Raw genomic sequence first — 21243 nt, forward strand, 5'->3', positions numbered from 1 at the left:
TTCACGTCCCGAACCGGAGTAGCAGCCAGGCGTGCGTGATCAGCCCTTCCGGCAGCGACTGCCAGCCGGCGTCACCGCTGCGCCGCACGGAGATCCGCCAGTCGCCGAACAGTGCCGCGGCCGTCGGCAACGCGGACGTCGCATGGTGCATGCCGCCGAAGGCCTCGTCGGCGGTGGCGCCCACAGGTTCGCCGAACGTGCCGCCCGGCGGGGAGATGCGCACCTCGAACGCCTCCGGATGGTCTGACATCAGGACGAGTTCGGTCCGGGTCGGGCGCACCGCCATGTGCCGGAATCGGTATGGGAGGTCGCCACTGCCTACCGGAATCGTCAGCACCTGCTCCGCGCCCGCGTCGGGCCGTAGGAACTGGAGCCACGCTGCCGGGTACGCGGTGTCCAGGCCGAACAGCCGCGCCCCGTGCGTCGGCAGCGCGTCGCGGACCGCCGTGCGGGCGAGGTCCACCAGTTGCGGTCCGCCTTGCCGGCCCTCGTAGTCGAGCGTCAGGACGAAGTCGGTCACGGTGGAGAGATCGAACGCGTTGTCCCGAGGGTCCAGCGTGATCGTCCACCTGCTGATCGCGCCGGCGCCCTCGAAGGCCAGGTAGCGGTCGTCGATCAGGCCGTCGTTCACCGGTGCGCCGCGGTCGAAACTGCCGTGGCTTGTCGCGATCGAGGTCACCGGCGGCATGGCGGCGGCGAACCGCGCGTCGGGGGCGTTGAGCGCGTCGCCGAACCCGTCGGCCGGCGTGTCGTTGAGCCGCACCACCGCCGCGGTCATCGTCAGCGTCGCGTGCACGCCGACGAACGGGCCCGTGGTGCACGGGACCGTGACCGCCACCGAGCGCAGCCGCTGGTCGAACCAGCCCGGATGTTCGGTGGCGAACACCCACTCGGGCACGTCGATCGACGTCGTCCCGCTCGTCTTCAGCTCAAGCAGGTTGCCCGGCATCAGCGTGGCCAGCGACACATGCGTTGTCGCCTGCAGCTTGCGCCGGTTGTGGTCCAGGAAGGCGGTCTTGAGACGGCGCAGGTCGTTAGCCAACCGGTCGCCGGCCAGCAGCCCCTTCTTGAGGCTGTCCCAGTAGCCGAACTGGACGAGGGGCGGGCTGTTCTTGTCTCCGAGTTCGAATCGGTACGCCGCCTCGGCCTTGCGCGCCAGATCGAAGGCGAGTTGGTATGCCTGGAAGTACACCGTGGACAGCTGGCCGAGCGTCCAGTCGAACAGCTCCAGCTCGGTGTACTTGGCGTGCAGGTATTCGCCGATCGCGGCGGCGTTGTCGGCTGCCTGCCGTTGCGCGGTCAGCTCGTGCTCGGCGACCTTCTCGCGCAGACGGGCGGCGATGATCTGCTTTTCCAGCTGGCCGAGTTCGGCACGGGCGGCATCGGCCTCGAACCGGTTGGCGTCGAACTGTCGCAGGCGTAGGCCCTGGCTGTCCAGCATGGACGCCAGGTCGGTGTCGATGGCGGCCAGTGTCTGGGCGCCCGCGGCGAAGCTGGCTGCCGAGCTGGCCATGTTGCTGCCTCCGTAGGAGGCGGTGACCTGCGGCGATCCGCCGAACCCGGAGATGCCGAAGGAGAACGTGGGTACCAGGTTCATCAGGCCGGCCCCGGCGTGAAGCACCGCTGCCGTGGTCTGCTTGACGCGAGCGCGACTGTGCAGGGTGATGGCTTCCTGCTCGGGGGCGTTGACCAGCGGTTGTGCCGAGTAGTGGTTGATCCGCTTCTGCAGGGCGTCGCGTCCCGTCTCCAATGCCTCCCGGGCCGCGGTCGCCTCGGCGACCTGCGCGACGCGCACGTCCGTGATCCGTTGTTGGAGGACGGCTTCGTTCGTCGCTTGGAGCCGGGCGAGTTCCTCGGCGTCACGGCGTTCCAGTACTGCCAGGACACGCTCGCCCAGGGCTCGTACTTCTGCGGTCAGTTCCAGGGCCTGGGCGACGAGGGTGGTGTACCGGTACGGGGATGCGGCGGCCGGCGTGTCGGTCAGCACGCTGTCCAGGTCGATGCCGGCGGCCGCCGCTCGGATCAGCAGCGCCGGATCGATGGGAGGTTCGAACAGTGGCAGTGTGCGCTTGCTCCCGGCGAGGTTCATGCAGTTCCGGATCTTGAACAACCGGTCGGCCACGGTGTCCCAGTACGCCAGCAAGTTGCCGTTGGCGGGCAGGCCGAAGTACGTCAGGTCGAGGATCGGCAGCGCATTGCCCTGGGGATCGGTGACCACGACGGTGGGCCGGTCGATGAAGTTCTCCATCTGCACTTCGACCTGGGCGTTGCCGAAGATGTCCAACGCCTTGTCGGTGACGAGGTCCTCGTAGGACCTCGCCGGGCGCGGCAGCGCCGGGACATGCTCGGGGCGTCGGCCGAGCAGCTCGCCGGCCAGCACGTACAGCAGCGTGGCCTCGTTGATCGTCTCGATCGTGTCGCCGCGGAACAGCTGGTCGCCCCAGGCGATCAGGTTGTCGATGTAGCGCATCACGACGGCTTTTTGATATGTGACTGGGCGGTAGCGGGCAATCAGATCTGGCACGAACGGGTTGTTCTTCCATGCGCGTACTTCCTCGGCGTTGGCGCCGATGTTGGCGAGGATGTCCTGGATGCGCCGGGCCCGGTCGGACGCGTCGTTCTGCTCGAAGAACGGCCGGGTGATCCAGAACCGCTGCGGGGTGTCGACCGCCTCGACGTTGGTCGGGTCGAAGATCCGGTGGAACCAGTCCAGCGCCTCGGCGAAGCGCTGGTTGGCCATCAGCTTGCAGGCGACCATGAATGGGGCGTGGAAGAACAGCTCCCAGTTGTACGCCGCCGTTGCCCCGGACCGGGAGAAGTCCAGGGTGTCGTGTTTTGCGGTGGGGTCGGCAACTGCGGTCGGCGCGATCGGCTGGTACGCCGTGTCGAAATCGAACGTGTTCGCCGGGAAATATTGCTCCGGGAAACGCTGGATCTTGCGGTTCAGCAGCCCATCGACGCCGCTGCGGTTCAACTCCCGCATGAACAGCTGGGTGTACGGGTGCTGGAACGGCAGGAACGTGTACTGCAAGCGCTGTACGGTTGTCGTGGAGTCGACGGCGACGGTATGGAATGCCGAGCGCACGAAATAGGTGCGGCCTGTGTCGGAATAGAAGAACGGGCTCCGGTCCCACCATGCGGTGTCGAACTGGTGGTGGACCGCCGAATAGGTGACGGCGAACGGCGCGCGTGCCCCGGCTAGAAGCGCCACGGTCTCGCCGCCCTCCAGCACCGACAGCCGGCCGGTGTTCGGCGTCCAGGTGTTGTTCACCAGTCGGCCGGACTCGAGGTGCATGCCCGTCGGCAGTGCCTGGCGCGGCGCCCGGTTGGTGGAGACCAATGGCTTGATGGTGCGTCCGCTCGGGTCGCTGAGGCTGCGCACATACGTGTAGGAGTCGGTGGCGACCAGCGCTTCCGACGGCACTCCGGCCCCGTCGAGCACGTGGTACTGGCCGGCGATCGGCTTCAGCATGAGGTCGGTCACCTGACCGTTGAACACGAACGACGAGGAGTGCCAGGGCCACGCGGACTCGTCGAACCGGCGGGCGGTGGCGAAGCTGTAGCCACCGGTGTAGGGATCCCAGAATTGGGTGTTGTTGAACTCCAGGCTCATCGAGATGTACACATCGAGCCACAGTGTGTTGTCCGACACGCGGTACCGCGGCTTGAGTGTGTACGACGACATCGGCCGCTGCCACGGGTGCACGAGCACCTGCCGGGCCACCCGCTTCGGCTGCCAGCCCTTATCGCGGCGTACTGTCCAGGCGAGCCGGATCTCCATCTGCTTCGGCGGCTCGGGGGCGCGCTGGGTGCCGGTTGTCTGCTGCGCGGCCGGCTGCCGGCTGGTCTTGGCCTGCTTTTCGCCGATCTGCAGCCAGAACAGGTGGAGCAACCGGTTGTAGACGACCGGTACGACCTGGTCCGCGGCGATGTCGACCTCGATACGTTCCCACGGCGACCAGGTACCCACCGTCAGGTCGAAGGTACGGTAGAAGTACGCGGGCGGGTCGTGGCGGGTGCGGCCCACGACATGCAGGACGTTCGTCGTCGGCGGGAGGTTGTCCCACGGGTTGTCGTCCTCCACCTCGTGGTGGATGCCGACGACCTCCAGGTTCCCGACCTCGTGGACCTTCTCCAGATAGTGCCGCAGCGCGGTCTCTGCGCGATCCGCGGTGACCTCGCCGCCGTTCAGGTCGGCCTCGAATTCGGTGAAGAACGGCGTTTTGTCGTCGCGCAGTTCGGGAGTGATCCAGTTCTCCGGGTACAGGAATACCTTGCGGTTCGCCTGCCACACCCGGAAGTTCTTCATCCACTTCCACTGTCGCCACGAGTCCAGTGACGCGGTGTCGGCGCGTTCGTCGGCGGTGATGAGGACGTCGGGGCGCTCCAGGTTGAGCAACGCTCGCTGGACGAACATCTGCACCGAGCCGATGGCCTGCTTGATCCGTGAGGTTTGCGCGCAGGCAGACATCTCGACGTCGACCAAGAAGTAGCGCAACAGGTCGTCGGCGTTCGACCAGCGGCGCGGATTGGCCCACGGCTTGCCGGCGACCACGATGCTTTCCGGTTCGGTGCGGGCCGAGTGCTCCAGCAGATGGGCCACAAGGGCGTCCCGCCGGCGCTCGCGGAGCGTGTCGGACAGTGGCGTCACCACTGCGAGCCATCCTGACGAGTCGTACTTGGCCTTCGCCGCCGACCGCACCTGCGCGGCGATCTCCGCCTCGGTCGGCGCACCCCGCTCGCGCACCGCCCACCCGAACGCGACATCCGCGCCGACCCCGAGCCGGCGAACCTGCCCGGCGAGGTCGTCCAGTCGCAGCAGGAACGCGGGATCGCAGTACCGGTCCGCGGCGTTGGCGTCCAGGGAGGTGAGGGTGCCCTCGTCTAGCCCGGTGAGCGACCCCGCCATGGCGCGCACCACAGCGGGTGACTGTCTGGAGGCCACCGCGGCGATCAGGCCGACCGCCGTCACGGCGGGCGTGGCCGGGCCGCTGCCGGGCGCCGCCGCCAGTGAGGCGGCCCGCCCGTCCAGCGCCTTGCGTGCCCAGGACCAGCGCAGCAACGCCAGCCACCCGGTGACCAGCGGAGCCTGGGGCGCCGCGTCCACCGGCAGGTCGGCCAGGCGCAGCGCGCCGATCCGGGTGTCGTTGGCCAGCAGCCATTCGAGACCATCGACGTCCAGATCGGCCAGCTCGACGACGCGGGCCGCCTTGGCAAGCTGCCGGGCGGCCGTGAACAGCCGTGGGAACGCGGCCGGTGTAATCGGCGTGGTGTACGTGCCCGCCGCGTTTCGGGCGGTGAACGCCGGGTCGGCGAACGCGTCGGCCATCGGTCCGGCACCGTCGTTCATGGCGAGCAGAAGGTTGACCGCCGCGGGGGGTAGGCGAAGGGTCCCGGACAGGTAGCCGGCCACCTGGCCGGCGTGTTGGCCGGCTGGGCTGCTGCGCAGTGACTCCCGCAGCGCGGCGAGCGTCCCCGCCACCGCGTCGTCACCCAGTGCGAGGGGCGACTCGGGCCGGGCGTTGAGCAGGTGGTCGAGTTCGGCGCCTCCGGCACTGCCGCGGCGTAGTTGGTCGACGGCTTCCAAGAAGGAGAGCATCGCCGCCGGATTTGCGAACGGGTCGGCCACGACGGGACCGAGCAGGTCGGCCAGGAGCAGTAGTTCAGTGATGCTGATCCCCAGCGCGCGGGCGAGGCCGGTCCACGACGACAGCGCGCTCAGAGTGGTCAGGTCCAGCGTGGTTCCGGTGCGGTCCAGCAGCGCGTCGAGCTCGGCTTCGGTGACGGCCAGCGCGGCCAGAGCGGTACGCCGGTGATCGGTGAGACTCCCGCCGTCCGGCGGCGTGAATTCCGTGTCGGGCGGGTCGACCACCGACCGGTTCGTCCACGCCTGGGCGTAGGCGGAAGGGGCGTTGCGCGTGGCGTCGGTGGGGTCGTCGGCGGCCGGGTGCCCGGTGGTCGGAAGAGTGCCAAACCAGGTGGCCAGCGTCTCCGCGCCGACCTGCAACCAGTCGCGCAGTCGCGCCGCGGCGTGGAGCGCGGTCAGCGCGGCCGCGTCGAGCGTGCCCGCGGCGATCCGCGGTGCCCGGAGCAGCAGGTCCAGTTCCCAGAAGTCCCACGGCAGGGTCCGGTGCAGCCGGACCAGCCGGTGGATGCGGTCCAGCGCTGCGGGCGTGAGGTTGCGCAGCGTCTGCTTCCCGAGGTCCGCCACGTCGGCGGGGCGGGCCAGGACGACCCGCTGCGTCGGGTTCGGACTGATCCAGTCCGCCTGGAGCATCAGGAGAAGTTCGGGGTAGCGCAGCCGGCTGTGCGTCAGGATCTCCGGGACGGCGATCTCCGCGCGGCTGCTGTCGAAGCCCCAGAACGCGTTCTGGGGGGCGGCGTCCGGCTGTGCTGTAACGATCAGTGTGGTCTCGTGGCTGGAGATGCCGAAGTACTCCGCTGCGACGTCCACGGCGGGGGCGGCGCCGACGGACTGCATGAGCTGCCAGCGCGGGACCCCGAGGTGGGCGGTGAACACCCGGGTCTGTTCCTGCCACAGGTCGAACGCGGAGGACATGGGCGCGTCGGCAGTGCGCAATGTGTCGTAGGCACCGGTGTCGATGTGCTCGGGTGCGGCGCGCAGTTCGTCCGCCGATCGTGTGGTCTGGCGGTCGGTGTTGCCCGCCGCCCCCGGCACCGCGGCCTCCAGGATCTCGTTGACCAGGTCGATGTAGGGCAGCGGCGTTTCGGTGTTGGCGCAGTCCAGGTGGACCTTGCCGAGGTCGGGTCGGCGCTGGGCGAGCACCGCGCGCACCGAACGGCCTCCGGTCTCAGCCGGGTACGCGTCCAGGAACCGCAGCAGGTCGGCGAGGTAGGCCGCCGGACCGTACACTGACGCGCATTCCGGGCAGTCGCACACGTCGACCGGCCCGAAGAGCATCTCCAGGTCGGGGACGTCGCCCAGCAGCTCCGTCCGCTGCAAGCTGGTCAGTACCTGCGGGCCGAGCGCAGTGGGGGTGGCCGCCTGCAATTCTGAGCGGAACTCGGCCAGTCGGCCCAGTACCTGGGCGTACTGCATTTCGGCGTACCCGAACACCGTCAGCGCGGTCCGCTGGTCTACTCCGGACGCGTCCAGACGGCGTACCAGTTCTCCCTCGCCGAGCGCCACGATCTGCTGGGAACTGTGCAGGCCCTGCTCCAGCAGCGCGCGGGCCGTCGCCGCCGTCCCGGCGAGCCGGTGCACGCGCTGCAGCACCCTCAGCTCGGTGCGTGTCTGATCGTCGACCGTGAGGTTGTTGGACGCGAGGAACGCGTCGACGTTGACGCTCCGCAGCTCCAGTGTGGGCGCCGCGTCGACCAGGGCGCCGATCTCGGCCGTCCGGCTCAGGCGGGTGCTCGTGCTGCGCCCCACCTCGGCGGTCAACGCCACTGTGGGAAACACGCGTTCGCTCTGCGCCGCCATGGTGCGGGCGTATGTGGTGATGAGATCCGCGGCCATGGTCCCGTCGGTGCCGGGCGGGGTGGGGATGTTGTTGTCGCTGATCAGTCCCTCCCACTGCGGCACGGTCAGCCGGGCCATGTCCCGCGTGGTGCGCAGCTCGGTATCGGCCGGATCTGCGATGCGCCGGCGCAGCAGCTGCACCATCGGAAGGTGGTTCTTCGCCACCGTGCCGATCTCGACGCCCGCCTGAAGGTCGTCGATCGCCGCGTCACCGCCGTACAGCACCGGGGTGTCCCGAAGCGCGGTGAAGAACCGGTCGCCGAGGCCGCCGGCAGTGACGAACGCGTCGGCGATGTCCGGGTGGAACGCCTGCGGGACCGTGGATGCCTCCAAGAGGCCACGCAGGGTGCCGTTGCCGGCGAGCAGCGGCTGGTCCAGGGCGAAGCGGCGGCGGGCGTCGCCGAACGCGGCCCGGATTTCGTCTCTGCGAGCGGCAACGGTGACCGGCACCAGGTTCTGCTGGAGCGCGGTGTCGAGCACGGAGTCGGCGAGGGCGGTGTCGGCGAGGGCGATTCCCGCCGCCGTCCGGTCCGTGAGCTGGTCGATGAGCGTCCAGTCGTGGGTCTCGGCGAGCAGATCGGGCGGCAGTGTTGACGGCAGGCTTTGGGCGAGGAACCCGAAGCACACGTCCGCATCGAGCTGCCCGCCGAGTTCGGCGGCCGCACGCCGGGCCAGGATCAACCGCATGACGTCGTCCTGGGTGATCCCGGCGAGCTGGGCGACGCGGGTCACGTCGTGCCGGTCGGCGGTCTCGATCAGGGTGAGGACGTCATCGACACCTGCTTTCGCGACGGCGGCGAGATGCTGGGTGTGCAGGCTTGGACCGGCGTACGGATAGGGCCCTTGCGTGTAGTTGGCCCACGCGATGGCCGTCGGGTCGATCAGGTCCTTGGTGCCGATCGGCTCACCGTCCGGTGCGGTGAAGGTGACCCGCAGCGCGAGCGGCTTCACTGGCCGGCCGGCCGCGTCCTTCGGCGGCGTGTACGGCAGGTCGTAGAAGCCGTTGGCCAGGGTGGTACGGGTGCCGAGTTCGACGCCTGTGCCGGTGGGCGGGTTGGTACGCAGGGTCACCGTGGCTTTGGGGATGCCTTTCCAGGCGGTGTCGCGCACGCTGCCGCGGATGCGGGCGGGCAGGGCGGTCATGGGTGCGGCCTCGGCTACGGCCGCGTTCAGTTCCCGCAGCGTCGCCCGGTCCACTGCGCCGGTGCGGGTCAGTCCCCGGGAGGCTTGGAAGGCGAGGACCGCTCCTCGGGTGGACCGGCCGAACGTGCCCGCCTTGGACTCGCGCTCCGCCGGCTGGTGGCCCAACAGCGCCAGGGCCTTGTGCAGGGCGGACACGTCCGCATTGGTCATGTTCAGCCGCACTTGGCGCCGCACGAGTCCAACGTCCGAGGGGTCCGGACGGCCCATGACCGGCGCCGGGCCAGCCTTGCTCGCCGCGATTGCGGAGATCCGGTCGTAGGTCTCCGCGTCGACGGTGCCCGTCACCGACAGCCGAAGGCTCTCCTGGAGGGCCTGGACAGCGGAGAGGGTGGACGGGCCGAGCTGCCGTGTGCGCATTTCCTCCGCGTCGATGTGCAGCTGCATCCCGCGGACCCGGGCGGCCCGCAGCAGCGTCTTCTGCAACTTGGCGATCTGCCTCTTGGATCCGAGCCTGCGGGTCACCGCGCGGTCGCGCAGCGCCGTGATGGTCGCGGGTTCGGCCAGGCCGGACTCGGGTAGGCCGGCGGCGGACTGGAAGCGGGACAGGGCAGCGATGGTGGACGGGCCCGCGGAGCGGCCCTGCATCTCGGCCGCGTCCGGTGCGTACCCGGCGTCGGACAGCAACTGGTGGAGTTTCCCGGTGCGATACCGGGTCGCGATGGCGGCCGCCGAGGCAATCTCGTCGCGCATCCGTGTCAGTGTGGCGGGATCGGCGGTGCCGGTCGCCGGCAGCCCGGCCCGCTGCTGGAACTCGCGCAGGGCCGCGGCGGCGGCAGGCACCCGGCTGGCGCGCGTGGGGGTCTCGGGCGTATTGATCCCCACTCGGCTCAGCGCCTGCAGCACGGTCACGACAGCAGGCTTGGGCACCGCGAGCCGGTCCACAAGCTGGGACAGAGAGAAGTCACGTGCAGTGCTCATCGTGACGCAAGCCACCTTCCGATGTTGAAGCCCGACGCGAAGGCGACCAAGCCGAGGCCGAGCAGACCGACCCAGCCGACGGGGGTGAACAGAGAAGCGATGAGCAGAAGTCCGCCGACCGCGCCGAGACCGTTGACGAGGGCGCCGACCGTGTCGCCTTGCTCGGCAGCGCGCACCGACGCGGCGCCGAACCCGATCGCCGCCCCGGCACCACCGAAGAACGTGGCTCCTGCGGCACCGATGGTCATCGCCCCGGTCGCGCCGACGAGCGCGCCGCTGGCATAGATGATGCCGCTGGTCGTCTCGCCCACGCCGGCGAGCACCGAGCCGATCGCGACCCCGGCGTTGGGGTCCTGGCCGCCGACAAGGGCCTGGAACATTCCGGTGCCGATGGACAATCCGCCGGACAAGCCGCCGCCGAACCGACGGGCCGGCCATTCCCGGGTGACCTGGATCGAGGTTGGCGCCGGATCGCCGTGCGCCTCGACGGGATGGCCAGCGAAGGCGCCCCTGCCGACGACCGATGCCGAAGGGTCGCCCCAGATCCGGTCCATCTCCTCAGGCGGGAGCATGCCGCCTGGGGCACTGGCCTTGGCATGGGCGAATTCAACCTCCGCCTTGGCGTGTTCCGGTGTGGGAACCCCCGGGCGTACGCCGGGTTCCTCGCTGATGTCGCCCATCATCCAGCCGGACTTGTCACGGGCGATGGCAGCCTTCGCCTCGGCTTTGCCGGCAGGGCCGGACCACAGGTGCAGTGTGCCGCGCGGCCGGGTCCCGGTGACACTGGTCGGCCGGGCGATCTCCTGCGCGGCCTGCCGGAGCTCTTCGGGGGCCGGGCCGAGTGCGGCGCGATCGGTGCCGGCGCCCGTGCCCTCGTCCGCGGCACCGGCGCCCTGTCCGGTGCCGATATCTCCGGCCCCGGCACCACCCGTCTCGTTGTCGCCGATATGGCCTGCCCCCGTGCCCGGCAGGCCACCGGAGCTGTCGCTCCCGGCATCCGGGCCCGCGCCGCCGCCCGCGCCTGCGTCTGGCGGCTTATCGGTTGCGCGGGGATCGCCCGGGGGTCCGATCGGGCCGCCGGCTCCCGCCGCGACCCTTGTCCAGGTCTCCACGTGCCAGTCCCCGGCCTTGTTCTGGACGGGCGTACCGGTGTACGCGATGCCGGCCTGCCGCGCCCACGCGGCAAACTCGGCGGGGGCGGTGATCGTCGCCGGCACGATCCTCTCGGTGTGCGGCGCCATACCGCCCGGATCGGCCAGCGTGGCGGGGTTGTTGCGTGCATACCGGTAAAGGTTCGGCCCGTCGACCTGGCCGGCCGGGTCGGGACTCGCCCAGCGCCCCAGCCAGGGGGAGTAGTTGCGGGTGCCGAGGGTTTGCAGCCCGGTCTCCTCGTCGCGTTCCCGGCCCAGGAAGCGGTACCGGCGCAGGCTCACGCCCTCGCCGGCGCGGTGGGACCGGTAGGCGGTGGTGCCGTACGGGTGGTACTCCTCGTATGCGATCGGCGCACCGGACTCGTCGGTCGTCACGGCGACCGAGCCGAGCAGGTCTCCGTGCACCCACCGGACGACCGGATCGACGGTCACGGGCGCGCCGCTTTGCACGGTTTGCCGGTCGATCTGCGCCAGTCGGCCGTTGTCTCCGGGCACGTGCACGGCCCGCCGTTCGGCGTCCAGCGTGCCGTTGAGCCACTCCCGGACGACCTCCACGCCGCCCAGGTACAGCGTCTCCACGACCAGGCCGCCGCGGTCGACGACCTTCCGTACCCGGTTCCCGCCGGTGCCGTACCCGTAGGCGGCGGTTCCGCCGCCGCCGAGGTCTGCGCCGGCGAGCCGGCCGAGCGGGTCCCAGTCCAGGCGGCTCACCTGCGGCAGTGTGCGCAGGTTGCCCAGTGGATCGTAGGTGTAGGTCTGCGAGAAGATCCCGTCCGGATCCCCCGGCGCACTGGTGGCGGCAAGCCGGTTGGTGCGGTCAGCCGGGTCAAGGTCCACTGCGTACTGGAACCGCCGTCGCCAGCCGTTCCCTCCGGCGATGTGCTGAATCTCGGTGATGTTGCCCAGGTCGTCGAGGCTGTACCGCTGCTCGTATCGGCGTACCGCCGCCGTGTCGTTGACGTGCGGCAACGGACGCACCGGGGTGTCGCCGCCGTCGGGCATGCCGAGCGCGGCCAGCTCCCGGCCGGTCGCGGCCACCAACTGGTTCAACGCGTCATAGCGGTACGTACGCTCGGCCGTGACGACGGCATTGGCGAAGAACCGCGTCTGCTGCGCGCCGTCGGTGATGCCGGTGACGTTGCCGAAGGGGTCGTAGGCGATGCCGACGTCCTGCACCGGGGAACCAGCCGCATCCGCGGTGAGCACGCCGGTGACTCGGCCGCTATCCGGGGCGTAGCGGTAGGCGGTGCGCAGTCCGTTGCCCAGCAGCACGCTCAGAGGCCGCCCGGCGGCGTCGTGGTCCTGCCCGGCCAGTAGCGTGACGACAGGGCCGGTGCCGCCTGTCTGGACGTTGAGGGTGGCGAGCTGGTTGCCGATGTCGAAGGTCGGCGTGACGACGGTTCCGTCCGCGAGTGTCACGCTGACCGGGCGGCCGAGGGCGTCCTGGCGGGCGGACGTGTGCCAGTGGTCCGGCTGGAGCAGCGGTTCCGCGGCAGCGGCCGGATTGGCGGCGGCGTCGACTTCAGTCCAGTCCGGCAGGCCGCTGAGCCGTGCGGTGTACCGGCGGGTGGCGCCGGTGGCCGCGCCGGTGAAGGCGTACCCGTCGACGTCCACGCGGCCGGATTCGTCGTACACGGTGACGACGCGCCCGACGGCGTTGCGTGCGGCAGCTCCGGGTGCTTCGTCGCCGTACACGGTCCGCGACAGCAGGGTTGCCGCGGCGCCGCCGTCCGACGCGAAGGCGCGCACCGCGCGGTGGAGTGCGTCGCGTGTGACGCGCAGCACGCGGCCGCTCGCGTCGAGGCTGCACACCGGCTGGCCCAGCACGTCGAATGCCACGACGGTGCGCCCGCGTTCGGCGCAGTCCGTGACCAGCACGCGGCCGAGGAGATCGGCATCGGAGGCGGCGACCAGCCTGTCCCGGTTGTCGAAGATCTGCGTGCGCAGCCCAGTGAGGTCGGTGGCGAACCGGGTGGTGCGCAGCTCGCCGCCACCGCAGTCCTGGACTTCCAGCACCACACGGCCGAGCGGGTCGAAGTGGGTGCGCGACGGCGTTTCCGCGTGTGCGGCGGCGAGCCACGCCGCCCGGGTCTGTGGGTCGGCGGGCTCCGGGTCGGATGGGTCGGGGCTGCCGCGTTCGGCGTACCACCGGCTGTCCGCCACCGTGTCGATCTCGTCGAAGGCGCGGATCTGCCACGCGCCGCGTTCGAGGCGCGCGAGGCTGCCGTCGGCGCGCTCGACCCTTTCCGGGCGGCCCAGCGGATCGTAGAAGAGCGTGTCGGCGACGCCTGCCGCCACCATGGCGTCTGCGGACTCGAACTCGCCGGTGTCGGAGAAGAACGGCTCGTACCGCCGGATCGGCAGGCCCTTGTTGTTGAGGAGGGTGCGGCCGGAGCCGATCCAGCGCGGAGCCGGGGTGGTGTCGACGGTGGTGAGCGTGCCAGCCGACTTGTCCCAATGTCCTGCCGGGCCAGGGCGGGCCTGTGCCTTGGTCATGACCGGCGCGCCGGCGCCGTCGAAGTAGATGCGGCGTTCCTGGAACCGCGGGTTTGCCGTGCCGAACTGCTCGCGCGCCAGCTCCCGGACGACCGCTGGGAGCCCTTGGGCGCGCCAGCGGTGCAGGTCGTAGCTGTACGCCACGGTCGGGTCGTCCAGTGTGTCGCCCTCGCCGGCGCCCGCCTTGCCCATGATCGCGGTGGCTGTGACGGCGCCAAGCGGGTCGAAACGGGCCGCCGTACGGTTGCCGTTGACGTCGGTGAGCTGCCGAATTCGCAGGGTGCGGAAGTCGTAGTCGGCTTCGATGCGGTGGCCGAGGGCGTTCACGGCCGCGGTGATCACCAGGTGGTGGCGGCGTTCCAGTGTGGTGGGTACGCCGAGCGCGTCGCGGAAGCTGGCGGGCAGCAGGAAGTGGTCGGCCGCATCCGGCGGGTAGACGGCCCGGCCCGACGGGGCCCACCAGTTGTCGTCCCCATCGAGGTGGACGTAACCCGCCGCCTCCAGGTCGGCATCGGACATCAGTGTGCCGATCCGGTCGGCGGCCATCGCCCGGGTCAGCGTCAGCCGGTACCCGCGGTCGGTTAGTCCGTGTGCGGCCTGCTGCCCGGCCTGTAGCGGGCCGCTCAAGTCGCCGGCCAGGAATCGCGCCTCTACGTGGCCGACCAGCCGCCGCGCCAACCCGGTGGCCAGCGGGGCGTCGTCGGGCCCGATGTCCGTGGCGGACGTGAATGCGGTGTGGAGGTCGTCCGCGACGGGGGCGGTGCCGTCTGGCACCGTCACCCCCGTCAGCTCGAAGGTCCGTGTGCGGAAGGCGGTACGAAGCCGGTGCACATCTGCGCCGGGCACGTCGGCGGTGTGGTCGACCGCTGTGCACGTGACGGTCAGCTTGCGTTGCGCGGTGACGACTTCGGCCGGAATCCCGGACTGGGTGACTCGGCGGGGGTGGATCACCGTAGCGCTGAGGGTGACGCAGCCGAGGTCGTCGGTGGCGAGCACCATCTGTTGCGTGACCCTCGGGTCGTCGGCGTCCCGTTCCGTCGCATAGTGCGTCTCGGCGGCGGGCAGCACCTGGAAGACCGGTGCCTCGCCGGAGGCCGCGGGTTGCAGCAGCCGCAGCCGGGCGGACGTCTCGGACGCGGCGTACAGCACGGCCATAGTCCCCGGCCCGTCCAGCGAGAACGTCTCGGCGCGCAACTCCAGGCCGGCGAGTGCCCGGGCGGCGTGCCTCACCTCGCTGGGGCGCAGGCCCGCCGGAGGATCGGCCTCGGGGGTCACCGGCGCGGACACGTCCGTGTATTCGTGACGGTTCGTGTGCAGGCTCCCGGCACCCGCGGGTGCGGTCGCCCCAGTGGAGAACCAGCGACGCACCAGAATCGGGGGGATGTCGGCCGGGCCGTCGGTGAGACCGGTGATGTCGCGGGTGTCGACCCGTCCGAAACCCATGAACTGCCGCTCAACGCCGTCGTAATGGCCGAGGTGGTAGTCGCGTTCGGTGGTGAAGGTGGTGCCCCTTACGGCGTCGGACACCACGGTGCGGCTCGCACAGTGCACCGGGAATGGCAGTCGGGTCGGCCATGGTCGGCCCGCCAGCCGGTCGGACAGCGCGAAGAACGTCGACGGCGTGAACTCGCAACTGACGGACGTGCCGAACCCGTTGTCGTAGCCGCTGAGCAGATACGGTTTGCCGGCCGCGGCCAGGTTGAGGAAGTGCATGGCCCGGCCGTCCGGCTGGGGGGCGCCGCTGGACCAGACCAACGCGCCGGTGCCGCGGCCCAGGAGGTCGACCACCGCGGCGGTGGTCAATCCGTCGGTGCCGGGGGTGCCGGGCAGCGGTACAGGGGTGCTCCACGAATTCCCGCACCGGTTGCGATACATCGTGGCGCCGTCGCCGCCGAGGTAGATGAGGCCGACGGCACCGGCGCCGTCGATATCGGCGAGGAGGACGCGCGCCGTGTCGAAACCGTCGGCGGTGTCCAGAGCGGGGGCGGCGTCCATCACCACCGGCGGGCCGAACGTCCCGTGGCCCAGGTTCGGCAGGTATCGCACCGCGGTGCGCGTCACCTCGACCAAGTCGACGAGCCCGTCGCCGACCATGTCAGCCAGCAGCACGGCCCGATGTCGGTCAGCGTGCAGAAGCAGGGTCTCCGGCTGGTCGTCCGCACCCGCGAGCAGCCGCACCGGTTGGGCGGCAGCGAAACCGTCCAGCCCCAGCCCGGGGTACCAGCGGGCCGCCTGCCCGTCGCCGACGAGCACGTCGGGCAGTCCGTTGCCGGTCAGGTCCACCAGCGCCGTCGGGCTGCTGATGGCCGTCGTGTCCGCCTGGCCCGGCGCGTCGGCGAATGCGGCGAACGGCAACCACTGCGCACCCCGGCGGACCGCCGCGCCGGGGGCCGGCCCGTCGGCCACCAGCAGGTCGGCCTGCCCGTCCCCGTCCACGTCCGCGAGCACCGCACGGGACCGGGCCGCTAGCGGGAGTCCGGTCGGCTGCTCGGGCAGCGGCTCAGGTGCGGCAAAGCGGACGCGGGGCTTTACGGCTCCTGGCTGTACGTCGCCGAGCGGGCTCAGGTTGCGCTGGAAGAACCAGCCGTCCGCGGTGCGGCTCAGCATGCCGGGAACGCCGTCGCCGTCGAGGTCGACCCACTCGCACGTGACGCCATCGATGCCGATCGGCGCTCCGACCGCCTCGTCCGCCGCGACCGTCTCGACGGCGTCGGCGATCCGCCATGGTGTGTAGGAGAGCTCCAGGGACGGCAGTGTCGCCGTACTGCCGTCCTCGCCGTGGCCGGTACGGGTGATCGATGTGAGGAGGGAGAGGGCCTGCGGGTCGTCGCCGCCGTAGTTGAACGAGGTGCTCGTCACCAGCACGGGGTCATGACCGAGCTCCGGGAAACGGTGGAACACCAGCAGACGGTGGCAGCGGCGGTAAGTGCGCACCTCGAAGCCGAACCGTCGGCTGGAGAAGATGTCCGGCCGGGTCGGCCAGTTGCCGTCGGGCTCGTTGGCCGTGGCCGGGTCGCCGTGGTCTCCGTAGTCACACGCGAGTGTGAAGGCCCAGTCCTCGGGCTCCGGGGCAGGCGCGCCGTCGGTGCCGAGGTCGGGCCGGTACGGGGTGAGGTTGCCGTAGTGCACCGTGCTCAAGTACCGGTTGGTGCCGCGCTGCCGGGCGGTCCGGTTCGCCTCGGAGGGCGTGGCCGCGACCCGCACCGAGTCCTCGGGGCGGTACCTGTAGCGGATGGCGTTGCCACGGTCGTCGTAGGACAGGCTGGGCAGCCAGGTGCCGATGCGGCGCCGGTCGTCGGGGTCGGCGATGCGACTTTCGTCATCGACGCCGAACCATGTCGTGATGTTCGATCCGTCGAGGACGCGCCAGCGTACATCCGTAGGATCGCCGCTGTTGCGCCACCGCTCGATCCTGGCGAAGGCGCGCTCGATCCGCGGACGGAACCGCGTGACGACGAACGGCGTGCCGTGCAGCATGCGAGGGCTTTCGACGACTGTGCCGGCGCTGTCACGGCCGCGCACCAGCAAGTCGGCTCCGATGACGACTTCATCCTCGCCGTCGTGGCTGGGGACCCCGCGTTCGGTTCGTAGCGAGATACCGCCGAGCCCGATGCTCCAGCCCAAGCCCCATGGACCGTTGCCTCCCATTGACGAGTACTGCAGGGCCAAGGCTGGCCCGAATCCGCTGCGGCCGGGTGGCAGATCGAGCGGGACGGTGAGCTGCGCACCCCCGGCCGGCCCGGCCGAGATCGACTCCGCGAGCCCGCGTAGCGCGCCTCCGCCGCGCGGTAGTTCCAGATGGGGCGCACCCAGAGGCGCCGGGGGTGGCGAGGCCGCATACGGCAGGCCGCTCAGTGTGGCCGACGCGCCCGCAGTGAACACGTCCGCCGCGCCCCTGGCCTCGCCCGCCGCGGCACCGGGCGCTGCATGGTTGCCGTTGCCGTGTCTCGCGTGGTCGTACTCAAGCGTCATGCTTGTTTTGCCCTCCGCGCACACCCGGCCGACTCGACACCAGATGCACCTGCTGCCAAGCGCAGGATCGGCCGTGTCAACGGGTAATGCCGCACCGAGCCATATTCAGATTCGAGCGTCCTCCCGCCAAATGCAAGCTTCAGGCGTTGTGGTCGACCTGTTCGGCGCAATACTCAGCTGTAGATCGCGATACTAAGACCATGTAGGACACGGTCTTAGACGTCGTCTCATTTGGTGAGTCTGCGGTAGCAGATGAGGCTGCTGGCGATGGCGGTGAAGGCCAGGAAGTGCTCGGCCTTGCGTTCGTAGCGGCGGTGCAAGCGGCGGCATCCGCCCAGCCAGGACATCGTGCGCTCGATCGTCCAGCGATGCCGGCCCAGCCGGGTGGAGGACTTGATGCCCTTGCGGGCGATGCGGTGCCGGATGCCTCGCTTGCGTAGCCATCGGCGCAGGTGGTCGTAGTCGTAGCCCTTGTTCGCGTGTAGTTTGGCGGGCCGTCGCCTGCGCGGGCCGCGACGGGAGCGGATCGGCGGGATGCCGCGCACGAGCGGCTCGAGTGCCTGGCTGTCGTGCAGGTTCGCGCCCGAGATCCCAATCGAGAGGGGTAAACCGGTCCGCTCGGTGATCAAGTGGATCTTCGAGCCTTTCTTGCCCCGGTCGACAGGATTCGGACCTGTCAGTTCCCCCCTTTCAGGGCCCGCATGTTCACCGAGTCGATTGCGCAGCGCGACCAGTCCAGCTCTCCGCGCGAGCCCAACTCGTCAAGGACGAGGCGGTGCAGCTTCGCCCAGACCCGGGCGGCGGTCCACTCGGTGAAGCGCCGGTGTGCCGTCGGCCCCGACGGGCCGAAGACCGGCGGCAACTGCCGCCAGGTGCAGCCCGTCGTGGCCACGAAGACGATCGCGGCCAGCACCTCGCGATCCCCGTACCGGCGCCGGCCGCCGCCCTGTGGCCGTGATGGAGCAGGTGGGACCACCCGCTGGAACAGCTCCCACAACTCATCCGGCACTATGCGCTCGACCATCACCACACAGTGCAGACTACCCAGCACTCCAAATGAGACGACGTCTTAGAGCGATCAGCAGGGACTGAAGGGTGATCACCACCGGCAAGCCCTTGGCTCTGGTAGTTTCTTCAGCAAGGCGGCAACACGCTGGAACTGTCCGTAGAACCGGAGTGCCCCTGCGTGACCAGCTTTGCTGGTTCGCACGCCGTGGGTGTCCGGCGTCCTGCCGCTGGACATCGCGGCGTCGGCAGCCGCGTCACATGGTCTCGCTGAGGGCCTGCGGCGGTCCGGAAGCGGTCTTAGGCTCCGCTGTTGCTGGTCGGCTTCGAGGGGATTGCCGTGGCAGCGCGGACGGCGCCGGAGGGTGTGGCATGTCGCCGCGGGGCTGTTCCGGGCTTCGAGGTGCTGTTGGTCCGGTCCGCCTTCTTAGGCGGATAGAGCTCGAGGGGACTGTCCATCAGGCCTGCGGCCTTGGCGAGCCGGAGGTGCCGGTGCCCGTTCCGAGGTGTGGGGATGGTGTCGTAGTTCTGGACCACTAGGACGTCCAGGTTGAACGGTCGGCGGATATGCCGCCGGAGGGCCTCTTCCAAGGCGGGGTGCCACGAACCGGACTGCAGGGTGGGCAGGGTGGTGCGGTCGGTCACGAACACGGGCACGTCCAGGTGGCCGCGCTGCAGGCGGGCCGGCAGCACCGTCGCGGCGCGCAGCGCGCGTACGAGCTGACGGCTGAGCGACCCGGATGGGTTCGTCAGAAGTTCCGCCCAGGCCTCGCGCACGTGTTCATTGAGCTTGGGGCAGTCCGGGCACGCCGTCTGGGTCAGTACGACATCGGACAGTCGGATGCGAAACGTGGCCCCGCACTGCACGCATTCCACCGTCCACGGCGCATCGAAACGGCGGTAGCGTTCCAGCGCATCGAAGCCGGCCTTCCGCAGCATCCTGACGGCGGTCTCCTGCGACACCTGGCCGCGGCCGTTGTCGGCGACCACCGACTCAAGCTGCTTCATCTCCTCGCGCTCGTCAGAGTCCCGGCGGGCGTCGACGGCGTGCCGCTGCACACGAAGCCAGGCATCGAACCACACTTTGCGGTCCCGCGGCGGCACCTGGCAGGCGACGAGGAGGGCTTCCAGGCAGTCGATAGAATTGAGCACCTGCTTGCCGGTCAAGATCCGGAAGGCGGTGCTGCGCGACAGATCCTTGCCGGTGGCCCGCGCCCTGCGCTCCATCATCCGGAAGGACGGCGCCCCGTTGGCCGGCCGCAAAACCTCCAACGCGGCGCACAAGCCGGGCATGTCTTTGACAAGGTCAGGACGCGGCTCCGGCCCCTTGCTCCTGCTGTCACTCCGTCCGCCAAGGCTCCCGCGATGGGCCGCGTGCCACAGCCGGGTGATCTCATCGACGTCCATGCCGCACGCACGGGCATAGGCCTGCGCGACCTCCCGCTTGGGCAGAACAGCACCCGAGGCTGCCCGCTGCAACGTTCCCGGGCTGACGGACCGCGTCCGCTCCGACAGCGCAGCATAGGAAAGGCCCGCTCCCCGACGGCCGTTGCGCAAGGCAACAGCAAGTCTTCCCAGCGGACTCACTGGATCCGGAATCGGATTCTCTGGTCGCCCCACTGCCTCTCTCCATATATCCATGAAGGGCCACGGTGCACGGGCCCTGCTTACATCACATGCGGCACGCATCAGCGGACCGCGTAGGCTTTGCTCCAACAAGCCGACGCTTCGCAGTAGTTGGCGCTACCGGGAAGCCGCACAGCATCCTGCCACCTGAATGGCCTATCGCGCACACGGATGATGGTTAAACCATTCATGTCCCGGGCCGGAAAAATCCTGCATTCCGGTAGGGACGTTCTTAATCAACCTCTGGCCAGGCGCTTTACCTCGCAGTCGATTCTGTTCGAATGCCCCTGTCGGCCGCTTGAATCGCTTCGTCTCGCGGTTAGAAGGGGACGTGGTCATTTGCTTCCCATACTTTCCGTACCACCGCCGCCCAGTGCGACGGTGCCCTGCTTCCTTTGCTCCAACCGCGATGAACAGGGAATACGTGCCTGACGTGTTGGCGCGCGAGAGGGCACATGAAAGAGTCGACCCACTGGATGGGTCGACTCTTTTCATTTCAAGGCCTAGATCTGATCATTATGGCGATTCTGTTTGCTCAACTATTGAGCGTTCTTGGCGGCTTGTCACCACCGATGCACCGCACCTGCGGCATCCCCGACGCCCTGGTCGGCCTCGGCTCCGAGCTAAGCTTGTCTTTTAACCAGTTCGGCGTGGCTTTGTGCCCACCTTGTGGTGGGCAGGTCGGCTGAACGCCTCGCCGATGGCGAGGACTCTGCCCACGTCGCGACGGGTGGCGGGACGGCGGTTTTTCGAACCCGGTGGTCGGCCAGGGCCGGGACGGGAGGGTTTCGGTGCACCTGCAGGTGAGCCGGCCTTCGTGCACAGGTTCCTGAACCCGGGGTCCGGTCCAGGCCGGCCGGATCGCGCGGGATCGGCTGTCCTCCCCGCCGACGCGGGGGGTCCGGACCAGCCGTACCGCTCGTTGTGGCTGACCTGGTCCTCCCCGCCGACGCGGGGGTGTTCCGCTCGGGCTTGACGGCCTGGTGGAGGCTGCGAAGTCCTCCCCGCCGACGCGGGGGTGTCAGAAGGGCACATCGCAGCCACTTCATCCCGGGGCCCGGATGGGAAGGGGGCCGTGCGCTATTCGAGAGCTGGGCGGCTCTGGACGGCCCGGACCCTGACGGCTTTCGAATAGCACAGGCCATCAAGCCCCTCATAGACCTCGGAATGACGCTGGTTGCCGAAGACGAAGGTCGGCCCATGGCGCTCTTCGAAGAGTGGCTTCGTCCGTATCGACGGCGACACCGCCCGTGCTGCTGACATCAACGAAGCCGCCGACATAGAGCACGAGCTTATTCCGGCGGGGCGTCATGCCTTCCGTGGTCGTTCCTTCGCCGGCGCCAGATGGTCATCGCTTTGCGTAGTCCCTGCCCTATGGCGGCGATGAGA

5 protein-coding genes are annotated in these 21243 nt (G+C 69.7%); 1 reads left to right on the forward strand and 4 read right to left on the reverse strand.

What is annotated here, in order from left to right; genetic code table 11:
- Position 1: 1 nt before the first annotated feature.
- The 4 genes from ACIBL4_RS39205 to ACIBL4_RS39220 form a co-directional block, all read right to left on the reverse strand.
- Positions 2 to 9604 (reverse strand): neuraminidase-like domain-containing protein, encoded by a 9603-nt coding sequence (locus tag ACIBL4_RS39205; protein WP_399416619.1) that lies wholly within the window; start codon positions 9602 to 9604, stop codon positions 2 to 4.
- Positions 9601 to 17223 carry a SpvB/TcaC N-terminal domain-containing protein gene (locus ACIBL4_RS39210; protein WP_399416620.1) on the reverse strand — a complete coding sequence of 2541 codons (7623 nt, stop codon included), beginning with the start codon at positions 17221 to 17223 and terminating at the stop codon, positions 9601 to 9603. The genes ACIBL4_RS39205 and ACIBL4_RS39210 overlap by 4 nt, the downstream gene beginning before the upstream one ends.
- 227 nt (positions 17224 to 17450) lie before the next feature.
- Positions 17451 to 18247, reverse strand: a protein-coding gene (locus ACIBL4_RS39215; RefSeq protein ID WP_399416625.1) for an IS5 family transposase whose coding sequence is annotated in 2 segments (ribosomal slippage) — positions 17451 to 17909 and positions 17912 to 18247 — 795 coding nt in all. Because the reading frame shifts where the segments join, the coding sequence is not laid out codon by codon here.
- Positions 18248 to 18528: 281 nt separating this feature from the next.
- Entirely contained in the window at positions 18529 to 19917 is a 1389-nt protein-coding gene (locus tag ACIBL4_RS39220) for a helix-turn-helix domain-containing protein (protein ID WP_399416626.1), read from the reverse strand.
- A gap of 392 nt (positions 19918 to 20309) precedes the next feature.
- On the opposite strand from ACIBL4_RS39220, the gene ACIBL4_RS39225 reads away from it, so the two are divergent.
- Positions 20310 to 20543, forward strand: coding sequence for a hypothetical protein (locus ACIBL4_RS39225; protein ID WP_399416621.1), 234 nt, complete (start codon positions 20310 to 20312; stop codon positions 20541 to 20543).
- The last annotated feature ends 700 nt before the right edge of the window (positions 20544 to 21243 follow it).

Origin of the sequence: Streptomyces sp. NPDC050416, from assembly GCF_044458845.1 — a bacterium.
Classification (GTDB): Bacteria; Actinomycetota; Actinomycetes; order Streptomycetales; family Streptomycetaceae; genus Streptomyces.

What these genes read in the sequence shown, in the direction of transcription:
- ACIBL4_RS39205 (WP_399416619.1), bottom strand. Translation starts at nt 9,604, where the DNA reads ATGAGCACTGCACGTGACTTCTCTCTGTCCCAGCTTGTGGACCGGCTC.
- ACIBL4_RS39210 (WP_399416620.1), bottom strand. Translation starts at nt 17,223, where the DNA reads ATGACGCTTGAGTACGACCACGCGAGACACGGCAACGGCAACCATGCA.
- ACIBL4_RS39220 (WP_399416626.1), bottom strand. Translation starts at nt 19,917, where the DNA reads ATGCGTGCCGCATGTGATGTAAGCAGGGCCCGTGCACCGTGGCCCTTC.
- ACIBL4_RS39225 (WP_399416621.1), top strand. Translation starts at nt 20,310, where the DNA reads ATGAAAGAGTCGACCCACTGGATGGGTCGACTCTTTTCATTTCAAGGC.